The 24277-nt window shown below is 66.1% G+C and carries 24 protein-coding genes and 1 pseudogene; 21 read left to right on the plus strand and 4 right to left on the minus strand.

The genetic code is table 11. The features are described from left to right. Window positions 1-191: 191 nt before the first annotated feature. Window positions 192-551: a WhiB family transcriptional regulator gene (locus tag AB431_RS07865; RefSeq protein ID WP_047329464.1), complete on the plus strand. Its 360-nt coding sequence runs from the start codon at window positions 192-194 to the stop codon at window positions 549-551. Window positions 552-606: 55 nt separating this feature from the next. Here AB431_RS07865 and AB431_RS07870 read toward each other — a convergent pair whose 3' ends face one another. Next, window positions 607-1029: a metallopeptidase family protein gene (locus AB431_RS07870; protein WP_047329465.1), complete on the minus strand. Its 423-nt coding sequence runs from the start codon at window positions 1027-1029 to the stop codon at window positions 607-609. 162 nt (window positions 1030-1191) lie between these two features. Here AB431_RS07870 and AB431_RS07875 point away from each other — a divergent pair, with 162 nt between their 5' ends. The 5 genes from AB431_RS07875 to AB431_RS07895 all read left to right on the plus strand — a co-directional run bounded on the left by AB431_RS07875 (window position 1192) and on the right by AB431_RS07895 (window position 6340). After that, window positions 1192-1617: a DUF3499 domain-containing protein gene (locus AB431_RS07875; protein ID WP_144418217.1), complete on the plus strand. Its 426-nt coding sequence runs from the start codon at window positions 1192-1194 to the stop codon at window positions 1615-1617. Between the two features lie 77 nt (window positions 1618-1694). Further along, a complete protein-coding gene (locus AB431_RS07880; RefSeq protein ID WP_047329467.1) occupies window positions 1695-3086 on the plus strand; it encodes a phosphomannomutase/phosphoglucomutase in 1392 nt (463 codons plus the stop codon). Further along, complete coding sequence (locus tag AB431_RS07885) at window positions 3083-4159, plus strand: hypothetical protein (RefSeq protein WP_047329468.1); 1077 nt, start codon at window positions 3083-3085, stop codon at window positions 4157-4159. The genes AB431_RS07880 and AB431_RS07885 overlap by 4 nt, the downstream gene beginning before the upstream one ends. Before the next feature lie 7 nt (window positions 4160-4166). Next, a complete protein-coding gene (gene manA / locus AB431_RS07890; RefSeq protein WP_047329469.1) occupies window positions 4167-5393 on the plus strand; it encodes a mannose-6-phosphate isomerase, class I in 1227 nt (408 codons plus the stop codon). Window positions 5394-5419: 26 nt separating this feature from the next. Then, complete coding sequence (locus tag AB431_RS07895; RefSeq protein WP_047329470.1) at window positions 5420-6340, plus strand: cation diffusion facilitator family transporter; 921 nt, start codon at window positions 5420-5422, stop codon at window positions 6338-6340. Here AB431_RS07895 and AB431_RS07900 read toward each other — a convergent pair. Next, window positions 6297-7688 (minus strand): NAD(P)/FAD-dependent oxidoreductase, encoded by a 1392-nt coding sequence (locus tag AB431_RS07900; RefSeq protein WP_047329471.1) that lies wholly within the window; start codon window positions 7686-7688, stop codon window positions 6297-6299. The genes AB431_RS07895 and AB431_RS07900 overlap by 44 nt on opposite strands. A 57-nt stretch (window positions 7689-7745) precedes the next feature. On the opposite strand from AB431_RS07900, the gene AB431_RS07905 reads away from it, so the two are divergent. From AB431_RS07905 to AB431_RS30360, 13 genes and pseudogenes are all read left to right on the plus strand, one after another. Then, window positions 7746-9227, plus strand: a complete 1482-nt coding sequence (locus AB431_RS07905; RefSeq protein WP_047333195.1) for an amino acid permease — start codon at window positions 7746-7748, stop codon at window positions 9225-9227. Window positions 9228-9314: 87 nt separating this feature from the next. Further along, window positions 9315-10550 (plus strand): alkane 1-monooxygenase, encoded by a 1236-nt coding sequence (locus tag AB431_RS07910; RefSeq protein WP_047329472.1) that lies wholly within the window; start codon window positions 9315-9317, stop codon window positions 10548-10550. After that, complete coding sequence (locus AB431_RS07915) at window positions 10547-10720, plus strand: rubredoxin (RefSeq protein ID WP_047329473.1); 174 nt, start codon at window positions 10547-10549, stop codon at window positions 10718-10720. The genes AB431_RS07910 and AB431_RS07915 overlap by 4 nt, the downstream gene beginning before the upstream one ends. Further along, entirely contained in the window at window positions 10717-10899 is a 183-nt protein-coding gene (locus AB431_RS07920) for a rubredoxin (protein ID WP_047329474.1), read from the plus strand. Before AB431_RS07915 ends, AB431_RS07920 begins: the two co-directional genes overlap by 4 nt. Then, on the plus strand, window positions 10896-11528 hold the full coding sequence (locus tag AB431_RS07925) for a TetR family transcriptional regulator (RefSeq protein ID WP_047329475.1): 633 nt from the start codon (window positions 10896-10898) through the stop codon (window positions 11526-11528). The genes AB431_RS07920 and AB431_RS07925 overlap by 4 nt, the downstream gene beginning before the upstream one ends. Before the next feature lie 105 nt (window positions 11529-11633). Beyond that, complete coding sequence (gene ahcY / locus AB431_RS07930; RefSeq protein ID WP_047333196.1) at window positions 11634-13094, plus strand: adenosylhomocysteinase; 1461 nt, start codon at window positions 11634-11636, stop codon at window positions 13092-13094. Window positions 13095-13186: 92 nt separating this feature from the next. Further along, window positions 13187-14479 (plus strand): lipase family protein, encoded by a 1293-nt coding sequence (locus AB431_RS07935; RefSeq protein WP_369803058.1) that lies wholly within the window; start codon window positions 13187-13189, stop codon window positions 14477-14479. 17 nt (window positions 14480-14496) lie between these two features. Beyond that, window positions 14497-15126, plus strand: a complete 630-nt coding sequence (locus tag AB431_RS07940; RefSeq protein WP_047329477.1) for a dTMP kinase — start codon at window positions 14497-14499, stop codon at window positions 15124-15126. A gap of 73 nt (window positions 15127-15199) precedes the next feature. Next, on the plus strand, window positions 15200-15886 hold the full coding sequence (gene mtrA, locus AB431_RS07945; RefSeq protein ID WP_005140464.1) for a two-component system response regulator MtrA: 687 nt from the start codon (window positions 15200-15202) through the stop codon (window positions 15884-15886). Window positions 15887-15908: 22 nt separating this feature from the next. Next, a complete protein-coding gene (mtrB, locus tag AB431_RS07950; protein WP_047329478.1) occupies window positions 15909-17549 on the plus strand; it encodes an MtrAB system histidine kinase MtrB in 1641 nt (546 codons plus the stop codon). Window positions 17550-17572: 23 nt separating this feature from the next. Further along, window positions 17573-19313, plus strand: a pseudogene (gene lpqB, locus AB431_RS07955) (MtrAB system accessory lipoprotein LpqB). 11 nt (window positions 19314-19324) lie between these two features. After that, entirely contained in the window at window positions 19325-19855 is a 531-nt protein-coding gene (locus AB431_RS07960) for a VOC family protein (protein ID WP_082135594.1), read from the plus strand. Between the two features lie 136 nt (window positions 19856-19991). Beyond that, window positions 19992-20192, plus strand: coding sequence for an Imm61 family immunity protein (locus AB431_RS30360; protein ID WP_144418218.1), 201 nt, complete (start codon window positions 19992-19994; stop codon window positions 20190-20192). 257 nt (window positions 20193-20449) lie between these two features. Here the strand turns inward: AB431_RS30360 and AB431_RS07965 are convergent, their stop codons facing one another. Continuing rightward, entirely contained in the window at window positions 20450-21673 is a 1224-nt protein-coding gene (locus tag AB431_RS07965; protein ID WP_047329480.1) for an HNH endonuclease signature motif containing protein, read from the minus strand. 40 nt (window positions 21674-21713) lie between these two features. Next, on the minus strand, window positions 21714-22535 hold the full coding sequence (locus AB431_RS07970; RefSeq protein ID WP_047329481.1) for an alpha/beta fold hydrolase: 822 nt from the start codon (window positions 22533-22535) through the stop codon (window positions 21714-21716). A gap of 52 nt (window positions 22536-22587) precedes the next feature. Between AB431_RS07970 and AB431_RS07975 the strand changes: the two genes are divergently transcribed. Beyond that, complete coding sequence (locus tag AB431_RS07975; RefSeq protein ID WP_047329482.1) at window positions 22588-23217, plus strand: ComF family protein; 630 nt, start codon at window positions 22588-22590, stop codon at window positions 23215-23217. A 325-nt stretch (window positions 23218-23542) separates the two neighbouring features. Beyond that, window positions 23543-24190 (plus strand): ribosome hibernation-promoting factor, HPF/YfiA family, encoded by a 648-nt coding sequence (gene hpf, locus AB431_RS07980; RefSeq protein WP_369803059.1) that lies wholly within the window; start codon window positions 23543-23545, stop codon window positions 24188-24190. The last annotated feature ends 87 nt before the right edge of the window (window positions 24191-24277 follow it).

The raw sequence follows: 24277 nt of genomic DNA on the forward strand, positions 1-24277 counted from the left end.
GTATTAATTTCGGTTCATTCGCTTGCGCGAAGCACCTTCGAAGTGTCTAATCACATCAGTGTCATTTCCCGGTCGGACCAGCCGGTTTCGGTGTCTCAGACCGCGATTCGACCAAGTGTTCGAACGAGTTGGGCACACTTCAATAGTGGGCGACATGCAAAAGATCTACGAAACCAGGTGAGGAGGCGGAAATGTCCTATGAGCACGTCATCGGCGCGATGGGGATGCCGCAGTCCATTCCCGGATCGCAGACGATGGGGGTAATGGCACGCGCTCACTTGAGTTTGGTGCCAGACCCGATCATCGATGCGACCCCGGAGTCAATCGACGAGGAGGACCAGTGGCAGGAGCGCGCGCTGTGCGCGCAGACCGATCCTGAAGCGTTCTTCCCCGAAAAGGGTGGTTCCACCCGTGAGGCCAAGCGCATCTGCTTGGGCTGTGAAGTCAAGGACGCGTGCCTCGAGTACGCCTTGGCCAACGATGAGCGCTTCGGTATCTGGGGCGGGCTCTCCGAGCGGGAGCGTCGTCGCCTCAAGCGCGGCATCATCTAGTACGACATCTGACAAGACACCTAGTTCCATGACGACGCGGGCCCTCGAGGCCCGCTTAGTCGTCTTCGAGGCTCGGGTCGATGACTGACGGCTCGACCCCGAGATAAGTGGCCACCTGCGCGACCAGAATGTCGTGCAAGAGATCGGTCAGATCGATCGAGTCCTTGGCCCGCCGCTCGATCGGCTTGCGAAACAGCACTATTCGGGCGCGCGTCGAGTTACCGCGGACATCCACCCCGGCAGGAATCAGCCGGGCCAATGCGATCGGCCCATCGGCCACCACCTCGGCCGGCCACTGCACACTGTCCGGATCCTTCGGCGCGATGCGCGGGATCTCGTCGACGGCAACGTCCAGGCCGGTGAGCCGTTGTTGCCAGCGCCGCTCGATCGGCTCGTAAGCCTCCAGCACCGCCATGTCGAATCGCTCCGCGCGACTGCGCCAGCCCGGCACCGTCGGAGGCAGCAACGGCCCCCGCATCTCACGCCCCCGGCGCGATCCCGGGCTGCCACCGGACCGGCCACCTCGCCGGGAGCTGCGGGAATCGGCCACGGATGTGATCGTAACGGTTGGGAATCGGCCGCCCGGCGGCTGCGCGTGTCCCCGGCCAACGTGTGAATGAACCGCGATAACCTCACGGACGTGAATGTTCCTCGTCGCTGCTGCCGGCCTGGATGCCCCCACTATGCGGTGGCGACGCTGACGTTCGTCTACTCCGATTCCACTGCCGTCGTCGGCCCGCTGGCAACGTCCCGCGAACCGCATTCGTGGGACCTGTGCATCGGTCATGCCAACCGGATCACCGCCCCGCGCGGTTGGGAGCTGGTTCGCCACGCCGGGCCGTTGCCGGAGTTCCCGGACGAGGACGACCTCGTCGCGCTCGCCGACGCTGTGCGGGAAGGTCGCGAAGTGCCCGTGCGGGCACCGATCGCCGGTTTCTCCGATCCCAGCGGCGCCGCGCACGCGCCCGCGACGGGAACTCCGATCATGCCGTCGGCCGCACATCGACCCGCCACTGCCGGGCGCCGCCGTGGGCACCTGCGGGTACTGCCGGACCCCACCGACTGACGCGATAGCCGCTCTTGCCGGGAGCCCGGAACAGATAGGCTGGCGGCCAAGAGTCCCTCTCGGTCAGGAGATCTGTCATGTCGAGGCCCGCCGACGCGGTTCGCCGTGTGATCAAGGCTTATGACCTGCGCGGGTTGGTCGGACGCGAGATCGACGACGCGTTCGTCTCCGACGTCGCCGCCGCGTTCGCCCGCCTGATCCGTGGGGAGGGCGGCGACCGGATCGCGATCGGTTACGACATGCGCGAGAGCTCGCCGGCACTGGCCGCGGCGTTCGCCGAGGGCGTCACCGCGCAGGGCCTCGATGTCGTGCGTATCGGGCTGGCGTCGACCGACCAGCTCTACTTTGCTTCCGGCTTCCTCGGCTGCGCCGGCGCGATGTTCACGGCGAGCCATAATCCGGCCGCCTACAACGGCATCAAGTTGTGCCGCGCCGGTGCCAAACCGGTCGGCGAGGAGACCGGCCTGGCAGTCGTCCGCGATGAGGTGATCGCCGGAGTGCCCGGCTATGACGGCCCGCGTGGGCAGGTGCGGGATCAGGATGTGCTGGCCGACTACGGCCAATTTCTTCGTTCGCTGGTCGACCTGGCCGAACTGCGTCCGCTGCGGGTGGCCGTCGACGCCGGCAACGGCATGGCCGGGCACACCACGCCCGCGGTCCTCGGGCCCATCGAGTCGTTGACGGTACTGCCGTTGTTCTTCGAACTCGACGGTTCCTTCCCGAACCATGAGGCCAATCCGCTGGAGCCGGCCAATCTGGTCGACCTGCAGAAATTCGTGGTGGAGACCGGTGCCGACCTAGGCCTGGCATTCGACGGCGACGCCGATCGTTGTTTCGTCGTCGACGAACGTGGCGCCCCCGTTTCGCCGTCGGCGGTCACCGCGCTGGTCGCCGGCCGCGAACTGACCCGGGAGATCGGCGCGACGGTCATCCATAACCTGATCACCTCACGCGCGGTGCCCGAGCTGGTCGTCGAACGGGGCGGAACGCCAGTGCGTTCGCGCGTCGGCCACTCCTACATCAAGGCGCTGATGGCCGAGACCGGGGCGATCTTCGGTGGCGAGCATTCGGCCCACTATTACTTCCGCGACTTCTGGGGTGCCGACTCCGGCATGCTGGCCGCGCTGCACGTGCTCGCCGCACTCGGCGAACAGGACCGGCCGCTGTCGGAACTGATGGCGAACTACCAGCGTTACGAAGCCTCCGGGGAGATCAACTTCCGGGTGGCCGATGCGCCGATGTGCGTCGAATCGGTTCTGAAAACCTTTGGTCGCCAGACTGTTTCGCTGGACCATCTGGATGGTGTGACGGTCGACCTCGGCGACGGCGCCTGGTTCAACCTGCGCACCTCCAACACCGAACCGCTGCTGCGGCTCAACGTCGAAGCGCGCAGCGTCGAGGAGATCGACGACATCGTCCGGCGGGTCTCCGAGGACATCGCGGCCCAGCCGAGTCAGGCGGCGCCATGAGCGCTGCGCACGCCACCGTCGATCTCGACGACACCGAGGGCTTGTTGGAAGCCGACCGTGACGGATTGCTGCGGGCCGCAGCGATGGCCGGCGCTCAGGTTCGGGCCACCGCAGCCGCTGTCGACGAGGGTGGGTTGGCGCTGCTGTCGTCTGACTACCGGCCGCGGACCGTCATCTGGGTCGCCGGGCGCGGCGCGGCCGAGAGTGCGGGCTCGATGCTGGCCGCCACCCTCGGCGGGGTCGCCGGTGAGCCGATCGTGGTGGCGTCGGAATCGCCGCCCTGGATAGGCCCGCTCGACGTTCTCGTCGTGGCCGGAGACGACGCCGGGGATCCGGCGCTGGTGACCGCCGCCGCGACGGCCGTCCGGCGCGGCGCCCGGGTGGTGGTGGCGGCCCCGTACGAGGGACCTCTTCGCGACGCGACCGCCGGACGTACCGCGGTACTGGAGCCCCGGGTGTGGGCGCCCGACGAATTCGGGCTGAGCCGCTACCTGGCGGCCGGGCTCGCGACGTTGCAGGCCGTCGACCCGGCGCTGCAGACCGATCTGGCCAGCCTGGCCGACGAGCTCGACGCGGAGGCGTTGCGCAACAGCGCCGGTCGCGAAGTATTCACCAATCCGGCGAAAGCGTTGGCCGAGAAGATGTCTGGCCGGCAGGTGGTGCTCGCCGGTGACAACCCGGCCACCCTGGGGCTGGCCAGGCACGCCGCGGCGGTGTTACTGCGGCTGGCCGGGCAGGCGGTGGCCGCCGCCGGGCTCGCCGACGCCCTCGTCGCAGTACGTAGTGGGATCGCCAACCAGTTCGGCGATCCGGCGGACGCGTTGTTTCACGACGACGAGCTCGACGGCCCGCTGGCCAAGGGCCCGCGGGTGCTGGCGTTGACACTGCACGACGAACGTCCGGTGCTCGCCGCGCGAGTGAGCGGTCTGGACGGCGTCGATTTGGTCGGAGCCGAAGACATCGGGGAGGCGGGGTCGGTTCAGGCTCCGGCCGGGCGGCCGGAACAGCAGCTCGCCACGCTGGCCGTGCGATTACAGATGGCGGCGGTTTACCTCAGGTTGGTGGGGGGATAACGTCACAGTGGAGTTGCTACGTGGTGCGATACGCACCTATGCATGGGGATCTCGGACGGCCATCGCGGAATTCACCGGAAGACCCTCGCCGACAGCACATCCCGAAGCCGAGCTGTGGCTCGGCGCCCACCCTGGCGATCCGGCCTTTCTGGAAACTCCCGACGGTGAGACGTCTTTGCTCGCAGCGGTGCAATCGGATCCGGACGGCCAGTTGGGGCCGGCGGTGCGGGGTCGCTACGGCGATGTCCTGCCGTTCCTGGTGAAGGTGCTGGCCGCCGAGGAACCGCTCTCGCTGCAAGCTCATCCCAGCGCCGAGCAGGCCGTCGAGGGTTGCGTGCGGGAGGACCGCATCGGCGTGCCGCTCAACTCGCCGATCCGGAACTACCGCGACCGCAACCACAAACCCGAACTACTGGTCGCACTAAGCGAATTCGATGCACTCGGCGGCTTTCGACCGGTCGCGCAAACGGTCGAGCTGATGCGTGCACTGGGAGTGCCGGACCTCGACCCGTTCATCGCATTGCTGACCGGGCAGCCCGATGCCGACGGCCTGCGCGCCCTGTTCACCACCTGGATCACCGCACCGCAGCCAGATCTGGACGTGCTGATCCCCGCGGTTCTCGACGGCGCGGTCGACTATGTGCGCTCCGGGGCAACGGAATTCGCCGACGAAGCCAAGACGTTGCTGGAGCTGGGGGAGCGTTATCCCGGTGATGCGGGCGTGTTGGCGGCCATGCTGCTCAATCGGATCACACTCGCACCCGGTGAGGCGATCTTCATGCCGGCAGGCAACCTGCACAGTTACATCCACGGCGTGGGCATGGAGGTGATGGCCAACTCCGACAACGTGCTTCGTGGTGGCCTCACCCCCAAGCACGTCGACGTGCCCGAGCTGCTGCGGGTGCTGGATTTCCGGCCTGCCGACGAGGCGACACTGCGCGCGCCCACCCATCGTGAGGGCATCGAACTGGTCTACGAGACCCCCGCACAGGAGTTCGCCACCTGCGTCCTCATGCTCGACGGCGACAATCTCGGTCACGAGATCGACGCTCCGTCCCGCCATGACGGTCCGCAGATCCTGGTCTGCACCGAGGGCTCAGTCGTCGTTCGTGCGAAGTCGGACGTGGTCAAGCTGGATCGCGGGTATGCAGCCTGGGTGGCCGCCGACGACGGTCCGATCAGGCTGGAGGCGACTGCGCCCGCCAAGCTGTTTCGGGCTACGGTTGGCATTTGAGTAACTGAGCCTGGGGAGGACACCGAATGTCGACCGAGGGCAGCACCAAGGCGATCCTCGCGGCGCTTGCCGCCAACGCGGGCATCGCGGTCGCGAAGTTCGTCGGATTCCTGATCACCGGCAGCTCCTCGATGCTGGCCGAGTCGGTGCACTCAGTGGCCGATACGTCCAATCAGGGACTGCTGCTGTTCGGGCAACGCCAGGCTCGCAAGCAAGCCGACAGTCTGCACCAGTTCGGCTACGGCCGCAGCCGGTATTTCTACTCCTTCGTGGTGGCGCTGGTGCTGTTCAGCCTGGGCTCGATCTTCGCCCTGTACGAGGGTTATCACAAGGTCAGCCACCCCGAGCCGCTCACCTCGCCGCTCGTGGCGGTCGCGATCCTGGCGGTGGCAATTGCTCTGGAGTCCTACAGCTTTCGCACCGCGATGGTGGAGTCACGCCCGTTGAAGGGCAAGAGTTCTTGGTGGCAGTTCATCCGCCGCTCGCGCAATCCCGAGCTGCCGGTGGTCCTGCTTGAGGACACCGGCGCCCTCGTGGGCCTGGTGTTCGCCCTCGCCGGTGTGGGCTTGACGATCCTGACCGACGACCCGATGTGGGACGGCGTCGGCACGGTACTGATCGGTCTGCTGCTCGGTGTGATCGCGGTGATCCTGATGGTCGAGATGCACAGCCTGCTGATCGGCGAGGGCGCCACCCCTGACGAATGCCGGGCAATCCAGTCGGCGCTCGACCAGACCGCCAACGTCGATCGGGTGATTCACTTGCGCACCCAGTATCTCGGTCCCGAGGAGATGCTCGTCGGCGCCAAGATCGCGCTGGCTCCGGACACCGACCTGGCCACGGTGGCGGCCACCATCGACGCCGCCGAGGCGGCCATCCGTGCGGTGGTGCCCGCGGCTGCGGTCATCTACCTGGAACCGGATCTCGACCGGGCACTGGCGCGTTAGCCCGCTTCTGGGCCCACCACAACGACATGTTGTGCCGGATCGTGCGGCCGAGGATCGATGCGGGCGGAACCATGTACAAGCTGTCCAGCAGGCTGAACCGGCGCAGGAACCATTCCGCCAGTACGCGGTCGGTCTCTGCGGCGCCGAGGAACTGATCGAACAGCGATCCCACCGGTCGGTACCACCAGGGCGCAGGCCCCTCGGTGCCGTGCAAGGTGAGGTCGCCGATCGCATTCATCGTCCACACCGGATAGGTGGTTTTCGCGGTCGCGCGCGCCAGGTCGTAGGCCAGGTGCCGGGTGCCGGAGGCCAGCAGCCGCCGCAGATGCCCGGCTTGCAGCGCAGTCATCGTCATACCCTGGCCATAGGTCGGGTTGAAACTCGCGACGGCGTCGCCGATCGGGATGATTCCGGCCGGGAAGCGCTGCAGTTTGTCATACCGGCGCCACCGGCTGACCGGGTATCGGTGGAAAGCGATGTCGCCCACCGGTTCTCCCTGCCGGATGGCGGCCGCCAGCGGCGCGGGCAGCACCTCGTCGGCGACCTGATAGATCTCCGCCAGGGTCTGTGGCGGCGCGATGTGATTGACCGTGAAAGCGGTCAACCCCCACGTGCCATCTTCGTAGAACAACATGCCGAGCCCGGCCTGGTTAGTGCGCGACGCCCCCGCCACGACCACCTTCTCGGCGATCAGGCCCTCGGGGATGCGCAATTGTTGTGTGGAATAACCGATTCCGACGTCGACGGTCTGTTCCTGGGGACGGGCGAACCCCCACTCGTCGAGCCAGACAGGCAAGCGGGTGCCACGGCCCGAGGCATCCACGACCAGGTCGGCGGCGACGAACTCGTTTCTGCCCGTCGCGGACAGCACCACGCCGGTGACGGTCTGGCGTTCACCGTCGAAGCGCGGTGCGTTCACGTCGCGCTGCACGATCTCGACGCCTGCCAGCGCTGCGGTGCGGCGGCGGATCTGCCACTCGAGTTGCTTGCGGCTGGGCACGTAAGCGGTGAACTCGCGTTGCAGGGTGTGCCCGGTGCCCAGCACGTGCCCCGCGGCGCCGAAGTGGATGCAGTCGGGCCGGTTCTCCAGCTTGGCCACCCCGGCGGCGACCATGTCGTCGAGCAGGCCGGGGAACAACGTCTCGAACTCGTTGGCTCCCCGCGCCATCAGGATGTGCACGTGGCGGTCCTGAGGTACCGCGGCGCGGTGGGCCGGTTCGGCCGGCAGGGTGTCGCGGTCGTAGACGGTCACTCGGTCGTAATGGTCGGACAGCACCCGGGCAGCACAAAGCCCTGCGATGCTGGCCCCGATGACGATGGCATGGCGATGCTTCGGGGGTTGGCCCACGACGTCATAGGTACCCGCTGCAACACCGTCTAACCGGGGTACAGGAGAAAAATGCAGATGACTTCGAAGTGGCGGACCAAGTCGGTGGAACAGTCCATCCTCGACACCGACGAGCCGGGGACCCGGCTCCGCAAAAATCTCACGTGGTGGGACCTGACGGTGTTCGGTGTCTCCGTCGTCGTCGGCGCAGGCATCTTCACCGTCACCGCGTCGACGTTCGGCAACATCACCGGTCCCGCCATCTCGGTGTCCTTCATCATCGCCGCCGTGACCTGCGGTTTGGCCGCGCTGTGCTACGCCGAGTTCGCCTCGACGCTGCCGGTGGCGGGCAGCGCCTACACCTTCTCCTACGCGACGTTCGGTGAGTTCGTCGCCTGGATCATCGGCTGGGATTTGATCCTGGAGTTCGCGGTCGGCGCCGCGGTGGTGGCCAAGGGCTGGTCGAGTTACCTGGGCACCGTGTTCGGCTTCTCCGGCGGGGTCGCGGCCATCGGGCCGCTGAACTTCGACTGGGGTGCCCTGATCATCGTCGCGGTCGTCACCACCCTGCTGGCTCTGGGAACCAAGCTGTCGGCGCATGTGTCCGCGGCGATCACGGCGATCAAGGTCGCGGTCGTCGCACTCGTCGTGATCGTGGGCGCGTTCTACATCAAGGCGGCGAACTTCTCCCCGTTCGTGCCCGCATCGGAAACCGGCAAGGACTCGTCGGGAACCGGTGTGAACCAGTCCGTGTTCTCTCTGCTGACCGGCGCCGAGAGCAGTCACTACGGCTGGTACGGCGTGCTGGCCGGCGCCTCGATCGTGTTCTTCGCGTTCATCGGGTTCGATGTGGTCGCGACGACGGCGGAAGAGACCAAGAACCCGCAGCGCGACGTCGCGCGAGGAATCCTCGCGTCCTTGGCCATCGTCACGGTGCTCTACGTATCGGTGTCGATCGTGCTGTCGGGCATGGTGCGATTCAGCGACCTGCGAGACAGGGCGAAGGGCGGCCATGCCAACCTCGCCACGGCGTTTTCGCTGAACGGCGTGGACTGGGCGGCGAAGGTGATCTCCATCGGCGCGCTGGCCGGGCTGACCACCGTGGTCATGGTGCTGATTCTCGGGTTGTCGCGGGTGTTGTTCGCCATGGCTCGCGACGGCCTGCTGCCGCGCGAACTGGCCAAGACCGGCAACCGCGGCACTCCGGTGCGGATCACCGTGCTGGTCGGCGTGCTCACCGCGGTGGCCGCCACGGTGTTTCCGATCGACAAGCTCGAAGAGATGGTCAACGTCGGGACGCTGTTCGCGTTCATCCTGGTCTCCGCCGGGGTGATCATTCTGCGGCGGACCCGCCCCGACCTCGAGCGAGGATTCCGCGCGCCGCTGGTCCCGGCGCTGCCGATCCTGTCGATCGCGGCCTGCGGCTGGCTGATGCTCAACCTCACCGGCCTGACCTGGATCCGGTTCGGAGTGTGGATGGTCATCGGCGTCGGGTTCTACCTGCTCTACGGGCGACGGCACTCCGTGTTGGCGCAGCGCGAGGCCGCAATCGTGCCCTGATTTACAAAACTGCCCTGTTTGTCTAGACACCCGACAAATCTGCCTCTATAGTCAAGTCAATCGAACCTGACATGGGAGGTAACTGTCGTGACGTCTCAGCTGGACAACGCTGTCCCCGCGCCGACCGCGCAATGGCGGGACAAGAAGCGCTACCTGTGGCTGATGGGCCTGATCGCGCCCACCGCGCTGTTCGTGGTGCTGCCGGTCATCTGGGGTCTGAACCAGCTCGGCTGGACCGCGGCCTCGCAAGTGTTCTTCTGGGTCGGGCCGATGCTGATCTACGTGCTGCTGCCGGCGCTGGACCTGAAGTTCGGCCGGGACGGGCAGAACCCGCCCGAGGAGCTGATGGAGTACCTGGAGAACGACAAGTACTACCGGTACTGCACGTATGCGTTCATCCCATTCCAGTTCATCAGCCTGATCTTCGGTGCCTACATGTTCACCGCCTCGGATCTGAGCTGGTTGGGCTATGACGGCTCGTTGGGCTGGTTCGCGAAGATCGGTCTGGCGCTGTCGGTCGGCGTTCTCGGCGGAACCGGCATCAACACCGCACACGAGCTCGGACACAAGAAGGACTCGCTGGAGCGCTGGCTGTCGAAAATCACGCTGGCTCAGACCTGCTACGGCCACTTCTACATCGAGCACAATCGTGGTCATCACGTCCGCGTCGCCACGCCCGAGGATCCCGCGTCGGCGCGCTTCGGGGAAACCTTCTGGGAATTCCTGCCGCGCAGCGTGTTCGGCAGTGCCCGCTCGGCGCTCAAGCTCGAGGCCGCCCGCATTCGCCGACTCGGCCGCAGCCCGTGGGACCCCCGTACCTGGCCGGGCAACGACGTCCTCAACGCCTGGGCGATGTCGGTGGTGCTGTTCGGCGCGATCATCGCGGTGTTCGGCCCGGCGGTGATTCCGTTCCTGCTCATCCAGGCGGTGTTCGGTTTCTCGATGCTGGAAGCGGTGAACTATCTGGAGCACTACGGGCTGCTGCGCCAGAAGAACGAAGGAGGCCGCTACGAACGCTGCGCCCCGCGGCACAGCTGGAACTCCGATCATCTGGTGACCAACCTGTTCCTGTACCACCTGCAGCGGCACAGCGACCACCACGCCAACCCGACCCGGCGCTACCAGACGCTGCGCAGCATGTCCGATGCGCCCGAATTGCCCAGCGGCTACGCCACTTTGATCGGCGTGACGTACTTCCCCTGGGTGTGGCGCCGAATGATGGATCATCGGGTACTCGAGCACTACAACGGTGACATCACACGAGTCAACATCGATCCGCGCCGACGGGAGAAGATCCTGGCCCGCTACGGGAGCGCGGCATGAGCGCCTACCAGTGCCCGGTCTGCGATTACGTGTACGACGAGGCGAAAGGTGCTGCGCGGGAAGGCTTCCCGCCCGGCACTGCCTGGGCTGACGTGCCCGACGACTGGACCTGCCCCGACTGCGGGGTGCGAGAGAAGGTCGACTTCGAACTGATGGAGGTTACGAAATGACCGACTACAAGTTGTTCATCTGTGTGCAGTGCGGCTTCGAGTACGACGAGGCCAAGGGCTGGCCGGAGGACGGCATCGCCCCCGGCACCCGCTGGGATGACATCCCCGAGGACTGGAGTTGCCCGGACTGCGGCGCGGCCAAGTCGGACTTCGAGATGGTGGAAGTGGCCAGACCATGACCATTACAGTCGCGCATGTGAAGAGTCCTCGGGTGCCCTATCCCGAGGCCTCGCGTGCGTTGCTGAGGGACTCGGTGCTCGACGCGATGCGAGAAGAGTTGCTGACCAAGGATTGGTCGGCGATCACGCTGTCCGACGTCGCCCGCACCGCCGGGGTCAGCAGGCAGACCATCTACAACGAGTTCGGCTCTCGCCAGGGATTGGCGCAGGGTTACGCGCTGCGGCTGGCCGACCGCCTGGTGGACGCGATCGGGACCGCGATCAGCTCGAACGTCGGCGACGTACTGGCCGCGTTCACCGAGGGCTTCCGGGTGTTCTTCACCGAGTCGGCCGCCGACCCGCTCGTCATCTCGTTGCTGACCGGTGTCGCCAAACCCGACCTGCTGCAGATGATCACCACCGACAGCGCGCCGATCATCACCCGCGCATCCGCCAAGCTGACCGAGGCGTTCATGAACAGTTGGGTCAGCGCGAGCGAGGAGGACTCAGGTGTGCTGGCCCGCGCGATCGTGCGGCTTGCGATGAGTTACGTCTCGATGCCGCCCGAAGCCGACCATGATGTGGCATTAGACCTGGCCCGATTGATGTCGCCGTTCGCCGAACGCTACGGTGTAATCGATATTCCTTAGCTGTCAGAGCGTGTCGAGCGCCTGTCCCGCGAGCCCGCAGGCTGAGGGTGTCGCCAGCGCGCGTCTGCGCGCTCACCGGCAATGACGAACGAAAAGGGGCTCTACATGTCTGAACTGACCGTCGATGTGCGCAACGGTATCGACTTCAAAGTCGCCGACCTTTCGCTGGCCGAATTCGGCCGCAAGGAGATCCGCCTCGCCGAGCACGAGATGCCCGGCCTGATGGCGCTGCGCCGCGAATACCACGACGTCCAGCCGCTCAAGGGCGCGCGGATTTCGGGTTCGCTGCACATGACCGTGCAGACTGCGGTGCTGATCGAGACGCTGGTCGCACTCGGCGCAGAGGTGCGCTGGGCGAGCTGCAACATCTTCTCCACCCAGGACCATGCCGCGGCCGCCGTCGTGGTCGGTCCGCACGGCACCCCCGAGGAGCCGCAGGGGACCCCGGTGTTCGCCTGGAAGGGCGAGACGCTGGAGGAGTACTGGTGGGCCGCCGAGCAGATGCTCACCTGGGAAGGCGAGCCGGCGAACATGATCCTCGACGACGGCGGCGACGCCACCATGCTGGTGCTGCGCGGCGCGCAGTACGAGAAGGCCGGCGTGGTGCCGCCCGCCGAAGAGGACGACCCGGCCGAGTGGAAGGTCTTCCTGGCGCTGTGCCGCAAGAGCTTCGAGAATGACAAGACCAAGTGGACCAAGATCGCCGAGTCGGTCAAGGGTGTCACCGAGGAAACCACCACCGGTGTGCTGCGCCTGTACCAGTTCGCCGCCGCCGGTGAGCTGGCGTTCCCGGCCATCAACGTCAACGACTCGGTCACCAAGAGCAAGTTCGACAACAAGTACGGCACCCGCCACTCGCTGATCGACGGCATCAACCGCGGCACCGACGTGCTGATCGGTGGCAAGAAGGTACTGATCTGCGGTTACGGCGACGTGGGCAAGGGCTGCGCGGAGTCGCTGGCCGGTCAGGGCGCCCGCGTTCAGGTCACCGAAATCGACCCGATCAACGCGCTGCAGGCGCTGATGGACGGGTTCGACGTGGTCACCGTCGAGCAGGCGATCGGCGACGCCGACATCGTCGTCACCTCGACCGGCAACAAGGACATCATCACCCTCGAGCACATGAAGGCGATGAAGGACAAGGCCATCCTGGGCAACATCGGCCACTTCGACAACGAGATCGACATGGCGGCCCTGGAGCGCTCCGGTGCCAAGCGGATCAATATCAAGCCGCAGGTCGACGAGTGGATTTTCGGCGAGGACGGCAAGTCGATCATCGTGTTGTCCGAAGGCCGCCTGCTCAACCTGGGTAACGCGACGGGTCACCCGTCGTTCGTGATGAGCAATAGCTTCTCCAACCAGGTGATCGCCCAGATCGAGCTGTGGACCAAGAACGACGAGTACGACAACGAGGTCTACCGCCTCGCCAAGCACCTGGACGAGAAGGTGGCCCGCATCCACGTCGAGGCTCTCGGCGGCGCGCTGACCAAGCTCACCAAGGACCAGGCCGAGTACATCGGTGTCGACGTCGAGGGTCCGTACAAGCCGGAGCATTACCGCTACTGAGTTTGTTCGCTCACTCCGACCGTCGGCATGCCGGCGGTCGGAGTGGCGTTTCGGCCGGCATCGCGCTCTGTTAACCTCCGCGGATGGGGTGGATGCGGTGGGGTGCCGCTGTACTGTGCTGTCTCGCAACGCTTCTCCCGCCTGCGGCACATGCCGACCGCAACTGGGACCCGAAGTACAACGAGGACGGGTACACCGAGTTCTACACTCCGCCCAACCCGATTCCGGCGGTGCCGCCGGGCGAGGTGATCCGCTCCGAGCCGTCGCGATTGGTCCTCGAACCGTCCGGTCAGCTGGGCGCCATCATGGCCACCGGCACGCGGGTGATGTATCGCAGCACCGACGGGCGCGGCAACCCGGACGTCGTCACCGGCACATACTTCGAGCCGTTCAACGACTGGTCGGGTGCGGGCACGCGACCGCTCATCGTCTACGGACCGGGCACCCAGGGACAGGGCGATCAGTGTGCGCCGTCGCGCCAGTTCAATCAGGGCATCCACTGGGCGCCGTACCTCGACTTGGCGTTCAACTATGAGGAGATGTTCGTCGCGACGATGGTCGCGCGCGGTTTCGCCATCTTCATGACCGACTACGAGGGCCTGGGCACGATCGGCGTCACGCACACCTACGTCAACCGGCTCTCCGAAGGCCACGCGATGCTCGACGGCGCGCGGGCGGCGATGCGGCTGCCGGATACCTCACTGAAGCCCGGCGGCCCGGTGACATTTTGGGGCTACTCGCAGGGTGGCGGCGCCGCCGCGTCGGCCGCCGAACTCGCCGCGACATACGCCCCGGATGTGCGTGTGGTCGGAACCTATGCCGGCGCGCCTCCGGCGGATCTGAAGGAACTGTTTCCGTATGCCGATGGCAGCGCGCTGGTCGGAGTGGTCGGCTACGCGCTGAATTCGGTGATCGCCAGCTATCCCGAGCATGCCGACGAGATCCGCGCGACGCTGACGCCGCGCGGTGAGGACCTGTTGGACAAGGTCAAAGACCAGTGCGTGGCTGAGACGCTGACCAAGTTCATGTTTCGGCACCTGCAGCCGTACTTCAACTCCGACATCAACGAGCTGGTCAACACCGAGCCGTTCGCGAGTCTTTTCGACGAGCAGCGGATCGGACGGTTGAAGCCGAATGCGCCCGTGCTCATCAACAGCAACCGCTACGACCCGCTGGTGCCGTGGACGGCGGCCAACCAGCTCGGCCGCGATTGGTGTGCGAAGGGTGCCGACGTGGAGTTCCGCACCAACGAGGAACCGCCGTTCCTGAACAAGGCCGTCGTCAACCACGCGTTGCCGATGCTCGTCGACGGTGAGGCGGCGATGCAGTGGATCGCCGACCGGGTCAACGGTCTGCCGACCACGCCGAACTGCGGGCAGTTCTGAGACGTTAGGCTGCCCGCGTGCTGATCGTCATCGAGGGACTGGATGGGGCCGGCAAGCGCACATTGACCGTTGGCCTCCAGCGCGCCTTTGAGGCCGACGGTATGTCGGTCACGACGCTGGCTTTCCCTCGGTACGGCCAGTCGATCCACGCCGACCTCGCCAGCGAGGCGTTGCACGGCCAGCACGGCGATCTGGCTTCGTCGGTGTATGCGATGGCGACGCTGTTCGCCCTCGACCGGGCCGGGGCGGTCGAACAGATTGCGGATCTGCGTCGTCGACATGACGTGGTGATCCTGGATCGCTACGTCGCCTCCAACGCCGCCTACAGTGCTGCTCGTCTGCATCAGGATGGCGCCGGTGAGGCGGTGTCATGGGTGGGTGAACTCGAATACGGCCGGTTCGCCCTGCCCAAGCCGGATCGACAAATCCTGCTCGACGCCTCGGTCGAGTTGGCCGCCGAACGGGCCAGGCAGCGGGCCCAGCAGGAGGCCGACCGGGCCCGCGACGCCTACGAGCGGGACGACGGACTGCAGCGCCGGACCGGCGCCGTCTATGCCGAATTGGGTGCCGCTAACTGGGGTGGACCGTGGTCGATCGTCGCTCCGGACGTCGATCCGGCGGCGTTGGTGGCGTCTCTACAGCATTAGGGACGTTGCATGCAGCGGAAATGTCGCAACTCGCCCGTGTGGTAGCCGGGGTTTGTCCCAATTCGGTGACACCATGGACAACATGAGGCAAAGGATTCTCGTAGTCGACGACGACCCATCGCTGGCCGAGATGCTCACCATCGTTTTGCGTGGCGAGGGTTTCGACACCGCAGTCATCGGCGACGGCTCGCAGGCGCTGACGGCTGTCCGTGAGCTTCGCCCCGATCTGGTGTTGCTGGACCTCATGCTGCCCGGCATGAACGGCATCGATGTGTGCCGGGTATTACGGGCGGACTCCGGCGTGCCGATCGTCATGCTCACTGCCAAGACCGACACCGTCGATGTGGTGCTGGGCTTGGAGTCGGGCGCCGACGACTACGTGATGAAGCCGTTCAAACCCAAGGAACTGGTCGCGCGAGTCCGGGCCCGGTTGCGGCGCAACGAGGACGAGCCGGCCGAGATGCTGTCGATCGCCGACATCGACATCGACGTGCCCGCTCACAAGGTCACCCGGGAGGGCGAGCAGATTTCGCTGACTCCACTGGAGTTCGACCTGCTGGTGGCGCTGGCACGCAAACCACGCCAGGTGTTTACTCGAGATGTGCTGCTCGAACAGGTGTGGGGATATCGCCACCCCGCGGACACCCGTTTGGTGAATGTCCATGTCCAGCGCTTACGGGCCAAGGTCGAGAAGGACCCGGAGAACCCGCAGGTGGTGCTGACCGTTCGAGGAGTGGGTTACAAGGCCGGACCGCCGTGAGTCGCGCGGAGGAGCGCCGCACGTGATTTTCGGCTCGAGGCGGCGCATCCGCGGTCCGTGGGGGCGATCGGGTCCCCTGGTTCGGGGTACGAGTGCGCTGAGTCGAGCACTGGGGCTGATCTGGCGCCGCTCGCTGCAGTTGCGGGTGGTGGTGCTGACGTTGGGCCTGTCGGCGGCCGTGATCTTGGTGCTTGGCTTCGTGCTCACCAGCCAGATCACCAACCGGGTGCTCGACGTGAAAGTGCATGCGGCGACCGAGGAGCTCGATCGGGCGCGCAATACCGTCAGCGGAACGGTCAGTGGTGAAGAGGCCCGGTCGCTGGACTCCAGCCTGCAGCTGGCCCGTAACACCCTGATCTCCAAGACCGGCCAGTCGTCGGGGGCCGGACTCGCCGGCACCTTCGACGCGGTGCTCATGGTCCCGGGGGATGGCCCGCGGGCGGCCACCGCCGCCGGGCCGATGGATCAGATCCCGAAGTCGTTGCGCGACTTCGTCAAAGCCGGCCAGGTCAGTTATCAGTACTCTGCGGTGCGCACCGAGAGTTTCAGCGGCCCGGCCCTGTTGATCGGAACCCCGGCACCGTCGCGTGTGCCGAATCTCGAGTTGTACCTGATCTTCCCGCTGAACAGCGAGGAGAACACGATCACGCTGGTGCGCGGCACCATGGCCACCGGCGGGCTCGTTCTGCTGGTGCTACTGGCCGGAATTGCGCTGCTGGTCTCGCGGCAGGTGGTGCTGCCGGTGCGGTCGGCCTCGCGGATCGCCGAGCGGTTCGCCGAAGGTCATCTGTCCGAGCGGATGCCGGTGCGCGGCGAGGACGATATGGCGCGGCTGGCCGTGTCCTTCAACGACATGGCCGAAAGCCTGCAGCGGCAGATCACCCAGCTCGAAGAGTTCGGCAACTTGCAGCGCCGGTTCACCTCCGACGTCAGCCATGAGCTGCGCACGCCACTGACCACCGTGCGAATGGCGGCCGACCTGATTCACGACCATTCCGAGGAACTCGACCCGGCGCTGCGCCGCTCCACCGAGCTGATGGTCAACGAACTCGACCGATTCGAGACGCTACTCAACGACCTGCTGGAGATCTCCCGCCACGACGCGGGCGTCGCCGAACTCTCCGTCGAGGCAGTCGATCTGCGCTCAACGGTCAACAGCGCACTGGGCAGTGTCGGCCATCTCGCCGACGAGGCGGGTATCGAATTGATGGTCAACCTGCCCGACCACGAAGTCATCGCCGAGGTCGACGCCCGCCGAGTCGAGCGCATCCTGCGCAACCTGATCGCCAACGCGATCGACCATGCCGAGCACAAACCGGTCCGGATCCGAATGGGCGCCGACGAGGACACCGTCGCGGTCACCGTCCGGGACTACGGTGTCGGCCTTCGGCCCGGCGAGGAGAAGCTGGTGTTCAGCCGGTTCTGGCGCTCGGACCCGTCACGGGTGCGCCGCTCCGGCGGAACGGGGCTCGGCTTGGCGATCAGCATCGAGGACGCCCGGCTACACCAGGGCCGCCTGGAGGCGTGGGGCGAGCCGGGTAAGGGTGCCTGCTTCCGGCTGACGTTGCCACTGGTGCGCGGCCACAAGGTCACCACCAGTCCGTTGCCGCTGAAACCCGTTGCCGCAGAACGTCAAGATGGCCGGCAACGGGAGAGCGTGTGACACGCCGGCTGCTGGCTCTGTTGATGGCCGGGCTGGTCGCGATCGCGACGGGGGCATGCGCCGGTGTGCCGAATTCCTCGGCGCCCCAGGCGATCGGGACTGTCGAGCGTCCTCAGCCCAAGAGCCTGCCGAAGCCGACCCCGGGGATGGATCCCGATCAGCTGCTCCGTGAATTCCTCAAGGCCACCGCGGATCCGGCGAATCGGCATCTGGCGGCGCGGCAGTTCCTCACCGCAGCGGCCACGAGCGGCTGGGACGATCAGGGCAGTGCGCTGCTGATCGACAACGTCGTGTTCGTCGAAACCCGTACTCCTGAACGGGTTTCGGTCACGATGAAGGCGGACATGCTCGGCTCGCTGTCCGATGTGGGTGTGTTCGAAACCGCCGAGGGCCAGCTGCCCGACCCCGGGCCGCTGGAGCTGGTGCAGACGCCGGACGGGTGGCGGATCAACAAGCTGCCCAACGGAGTGTTCCTGGACTGGCAGCAATTTCAGGCCACCTACAAGCGCAACACCCTGTACTTCGTCGATCCGACCGGCAAAACCGTCGTTCCCGATCCTCGCTACGTCGCGGTGTCCGATGCCGACCAGCTGGCCACCGAACTGATCACCAAGCTGATCGCAGGGCCGCGCCCGGAGATGGCTCGGACGGTACGAAACCTCTTGGGCCCGGTGAAGATGATCGGCCCGGTGACCCGCGCCGACGGTGGCAAGACCGGCATCGGCCGGGGCTATGGCGGCGCGAAGATCGATCTGGAGAGCTTGACCACCACCGATCCACACAGTCGGCAACTGCTTGCCGCCCAGATCATCTGGACGCTGGCGCGGGCTGACATCAAGGGCCCGTATGTGATCAATGCCGATGGCGCGGCACTGGACGACCGGTTCGCCGACGGCTGGGACACCACCGATGTGGCGGCCACTGATCCGGGTGCGGTCGACGGCGCCTCGGCCGGTGTGCACGCGCTGATTCGCGGATCGATGGTGTCGTTGGACGGGCAGCGGGCCGCGCCGGTGCCCGGGTCGTTCGGTCAGATGAACGATCAGGTGTCGGCGGCGCTGTCGCGGACCGGACAGGCGATCGCCTCGGTCACGGTGCAGCGGCCGGGCGCGCCGGACATGGTGTCCTCGGTGTGGATCGGCCCGAATGGCGCGGTGGCGGCGAAAGCCACCGACGCGCGATCGCTGACGCGGCCATCGTGTGGCCTTGGACGACGCGGTGTGGGTCGTGGTGGACGGCAACAGCGTCGTACGGGTGATCCAGGAGCAGGCTTCCGGGCAGCCCGCCCGCATACCGGTGGATTCCGCGGCGGTGGTATCCCAATTCCCCGGCGCGATAACCGAATTGCAGCTCTCCCGGGACGGCACGAGGGCGGCGATGGTCGTCAATGGCCAAGTCATCCTGGCGAATGTGGAGCAGACCCCGGCCGGCGAGTTCGCGCTGACCTATCCGCGTCGGCTCGGTTTCGGCCTCGGCGCCTCGGTGGTGTCGTTGTCGTGGCGCACCGGTGACGACATCGTCGTCACCCGGACCGATGCCGCCCATCCGGTGTCGTACGTGAATATCGACGGGGTCAACTCCGACGGGCCGACCGGCAACATCGTGATGCCGGTGACGGCGGTCGCGGCCAACCCGGCGGCGGTGTACGTGTCTGACAGCCGCGGGGTGCTGCAATTGTCGGGTAACAGTGCTGAAAACAATCAATCCTGGTCGGATGTGAGGCCTTTCCTGACGCCCGGCGCGGTGCCGGTGCTGCCGGGCTGAGAGGAGATCTGGTGTCCGGACCCGTGTTGCCCGGTGCGATCCGCCAAATCGGTTACATCGTGCAGGATTTCGACAAGGCGCTGGCTGAGTTTCTGGCGCTGGGTATCGGCCCGTTCTATGTGTTGCGCGGTATCGAGCAGACCGGGATCTATCGCGGCCAGGAGTGCACGGTGAAGCTGACGCTGGGGCTGGCCAACAGCGGCGACCTGCAGATCGAGATCATCCATCAGGACAACGATGCACCGTCGATCTACTCGGAGTTCACCTCCGCGGGCGGTAACGGCTTCCACCAGCTTGCCTACTGGGCCGAAGACTATGACGCCGCGTTGGCGGCCGGCCAGGCAGCGGGATGGCCGGTGGTGTGGTCGGGCGGCGAGCCAGGCACCGCTCGCTACGCCTACTTCGAACCACCGCCCGGAACGGCCGCGACGATCATCGAGCTGATGGAGCTCACGCCGGCGACTGTCGGGATGGGGGAGCTGGTGCGCTCGGCGGCGGTGAATTGGGACGGAAGCGAGCCCATCCGGACGCTGTTCGGGTAGCGGCGCGGGCGCCTTGCGGCGCTTCACTTGCTGCTCAGGGGTGAATTGTGGCGGAGCTGTCAAGTTAGTAGCGTTTGCTCTGTGAGTGGGGAGTTGCGGGAGCGTTGAGGCGATCGCGACTGGTTACTCGATTTGAGTGCAGCATTTCTTAGGCAAAGATCGTCGCACCCTGATTGATCCGCACGGCCAGGTGGTCGCTGTGGTGAGCGGCGGCGACCTGGTCGGCACCGTTAACGCGGTTGAGTTGGCAGTGTTTGCAACGAGCACGACGCAAGCGATCGCTCAGTCGATGATGGATCCTCTTGGACAGCCGTTGTTTGCGGTCCAGAGCGGATAGAACGCGGCTTTGGTTGTGCGCGCTTGAGTCTTGCCGCCACGACTCCCGAGATTCTCGAAAGGGTTCGAGCGAACCGCTCTCGCGGTCTGGTCATCAATCCGTCGGACCCGAATTTTCTGGTCACACTGGCGGAACTCAGCGCCCGACCACCCATTTGCGGATCTTCGGATCGCGGGCATCACGAACAAAGTGCCCGGACCCCACAAAAATGTCGATCTCAGCGCGGTGCCGGCCATCGAGACCCAGCACCAGCCAACTTAATTCTCCGGCGGAGCCTGCGGCTCGAACGGGTGATACCACTTCCATTGGGCGCGTTCGCCGATGGGCCCGCGGCATGGTGGGACATCCGGTGGTGGGTTGTTCGGCGGGCGCGCTAGCGACTGTGACGTGAGTGGATCGCCGTCGCAGTCGAGGACGGTGAGGTGCTCGGCGGGCCCGGTGATGGTGATATCGCCGCGGTGGTGTGCCCGGTGGTGATAGGGGCACAACAAGACGAGGTTGTGCAATTCGGTGGGCCCGCCGTTTTCCCAGTGCTGGATGTGATGGGCGTGCAGTCCGCGTGTTGCGCCGCAGCCGGGGACCGCGCATGTGGCGTCGCGATGTTCGAGCGCGCGGCGGAGCCGCCGGTTGATGGTCCGGGTGGTGCGGCCGGCGCCGATCGGTTGGCCGTCGCGTTCGAACCAGACTTCACAGGTGGCGTCGCAGGTCAGGTATTGGCGGTCGGCATCGGACAGCAGTGGGCCCAAATGGAGCGCACCAATCCGCTGCTCGACATCGACATGCATGACCACCGTGGTGCGTTGCCCGTGCGGCCGTTGCACCACGTCGGCGTCCCAGCCGGCCTCGACCAGGCTCATGAACGCGTCCACTGTATTCGGCAGTGGCGGCGGGGTTTCCGCCGTCTCGTGCTCGCGCTGGTATTCGGCGATGAGACTGTCGTGGTGAGACTGTAGTGCAGCCTCGACTGTCGCGGCCTCGTCGGCGGGCACGGTGATACGCCACGTGGTGGACTCGTCGCGAACGGTTTTGCGCACTGATCGTGGCGGGTCGGGTTGCGGACCAGGCTTGGGTGGCCGGGGTTCGAGCTTGATGGCTTTGCGCAGCTGGCTGACTGTCGCAACAGAGGCCAGCTGTGCGTAGTGCTCATCGGAGCCGTCGGCGGCTCGTTCGGCGATGACGCCGACCTGATCCACCGACAGCCGTCCCTCACGCAGCGCTTGGGTGCAAAGCGGGAACTCGGGAAGTCGGTGCGCCACAGCAGAAATCGTCTTGGCGGTGGTCGATGAAGTGCCCAACTTCCAAGCCACCACGGCGGCGACGGAACGTGCACCGGTCATGCCGCAGAGATTGCCGTGCTCCAGTTCGGCGACGAGTTCCACGATGCGCCCGTCGATCGCATTGCGCTGACCGGCCAGCTCCGCAAGCTCCTCGAACAAGACCTCGAGGCGTTCCTTCGGGGTGAGCACGGCGGTCGAGGACATGACCCCATCATCGCAGCAGGGTCCGACAAGAACTGACCGCTCAAAGGTGGCCCAGCGCCCGCGCCGCGAACAGCTCGGGATGTTCCCGGTGCATGAAGTGGCCGCCCGGCACTTCTTCAATGATGTACTCGCCCTCGAACATCCGGGCGGCACGGCGGAAGTCTGATGGCTTGGCGACGGGATCGTCAGATCCTGCGATGACGACGGTCGGCACGGTGATCTTCGTCCTCATCGACGCCGACGGCAACGGTGAGAGCTTGCGGTAGTAGCCGAACACGGCGTCCAGGGTGCCCGGGCTGGCGAAGCACTCGCGGACGGCATCGAACTCCGCGGCGGACGGAGTCCACGTCGGCGACCATCGCCGATAGATTGCGGGCAATGCCTCGAAATTGTTGCGGGCGAACCGTTTCGCCGCACCGGGCAGCTTATAAGCAGCGAAATGCCGTGCACCCCAGAGTTTCCGCGGAGACGGTAAGAGCGTCGCGGGATGCGGAATTGCAACGGTCATCAACTTGGAGACCCGATCGGGCCGCAGCGCTGCTGCGCCGTAAACGGCCGCGGCGCCCCAGTCGTGACCGATGAGCACGGCCTCGGACGCTCCCAGCGCAGTGATCAACGCAAGCACGTCACGCGCCAGCGTCTCCTGATCCGGGTCCGCAGTGGGTACGGCCGTCGGATGATAGCCCCGCATGAACGGGCTCACGGCCCGATAGCCGCGATCAGCAATCCGCGGACGCAGGTCATCCCAGGTGTGGGCGGTGTCCGGGAAACCATGGAGCATGAGCACCAGCGGCCCGGAGCCCTCCTCGATATAGGCGAACGTCAACCCGTTCGCCTCGACGAATCCGGTCGTCCCAGCCATGTGCTGTGGACAGTACACCCGCGATGTCACCCCACCTGGCCACACTCAAGCCATGCTCGACCTCATTCTCCCGCTCGAATGCGGCGGCTGCGGTTTGCCGTCGACCAAGTGGTGCGACGCCTGTGCCACCACCCTCGAGGTCCACACCGACGAACCGCACCTCGTCACCCCGCGCATCGATCCCGGCGTGCCGGTCTTCGCCCTCGGCCGCTACGCCGGCCCCCGACGGCAGGCCATCGTCGCGCTCAAAGAACACGGCCGTCGCGACCTCGTCGCGCCGCTCGCTCGCGCCCTGGCCCTCGGCATCCACCAGCTCCTCAGCTGGGGCATCCTCGACACCCCGTTCACCATCGTCCCGGCGCCCACTCGCGCCCTGGCCGCCCGCCGCCGCGGTGGCGACCCCGTCACCCGTATCGCCACAGAAGCCACCCGGCAGAACCACAGCATCGACGTCACCCAAGCCCTGAAGACGAAAGCCATGGTCCGCGACTCCGTCGGCCTGACGATCGCCGATCGCGAGCGCAACCTCTCCGGACGGATCAAGATCACCAAGCCGGTCGAAGGCGATGTCTTGCTCGTCGACGACATCGTCACCACCGGCGCCACCGCCCGCGAAGCGGTCCGCGCGCTGCAACTGACGGGAGCAAAAGTTACGGCCGTGCTCACCCTGGCGCACGCCTGACCAGGGGAGGCCCGCGGTCCCTGTAACAGTGGTCGAAAGAACTGGAAACAGGTGCGCCGAAAAGGTGGCACCACCCCATGAACAACGACTACCGTCGGGGCCAACACACCGTGAATAAATCACGGGGGCGGTCTAGTCAACAGGCCCGCCGCTTCGCCGAGTAACGGTAGGAGGTGAGGTAACTCGACCCCTGGCGCCGGCGGATGAAGCTCGTGCCAATCCTGTCGGCGCATTATCCAAGACAGGCCGGCACGCCCAGGTGCGTGCAACCCGTAAGAGAAACGAGTTGTCAAGCATGTCAATCGATTCCGTGAATACCGGTCAAATGCTCGCCGACGATGACGACCTTGCCGAACCCGATGCCAACGCCGAAGTGCAGGTGTGCGGTCGCAATGTCGAGATTCCCGATCACTACCGCGTCTATGTCGCGCAGAAGCTCGCTCGCCTCGAACGGTTCGATCGCTCGATCTACCGCTTCGACGTCGAGCTGGAGCACGAACGCAACCGCCGTCAACGCAAGAACTGTCAGCACGTCGAGATCACCGCGCGCGGTCGCGGGCCGGTGGTCCGCGGGGAGGCCTGTGCAGACAGTTTCTACGGCGCCTTCGAGGCTGCCGTCCACAAACTCGAGAACCGGCTGCGGCGCACCAAGGACCGGCGCAAGGTTCACTACGGCGACAAGACACCGGTATCGCTTCATGAGGCCACTGCGGTGACCGCTCTCATCGACGCGGCCGCGGCGTTCACGCCCGAGCAGCCCACCGCCCAGGAGCCGGCGGTCGACGACCACGAGCCGGGACGCATCGTGCGCACCAAGGAGCACCCTGCCAAGCCGATGACGGTCGACGACGCGCTCTACGAGATGGAGCTCGTCGGCCACGACTTCTTCCTGTTCCAGGACAAGGAGACCGATCGGCCGTCGGTGGTGTACCGCCGCCACGCCTATGACTATGGGCTGATCCGGCTGGGCTGATCGCCGCTGCCCGGGCTCGACCAGCGCGTCACCTAGGATGGGGGGCGCTTAAGCCTCCACTCCACAGGGGGCCCCTCCTACATATGT

The organism is Mycobacterium sp. EPa45 (genome assembly GCF_001021385.1).
GTDB lineage: Bacteria > Actinomycetota > Actinomycetes > Mycobacteriales > Mycobacteriaceae > Mycobacterium.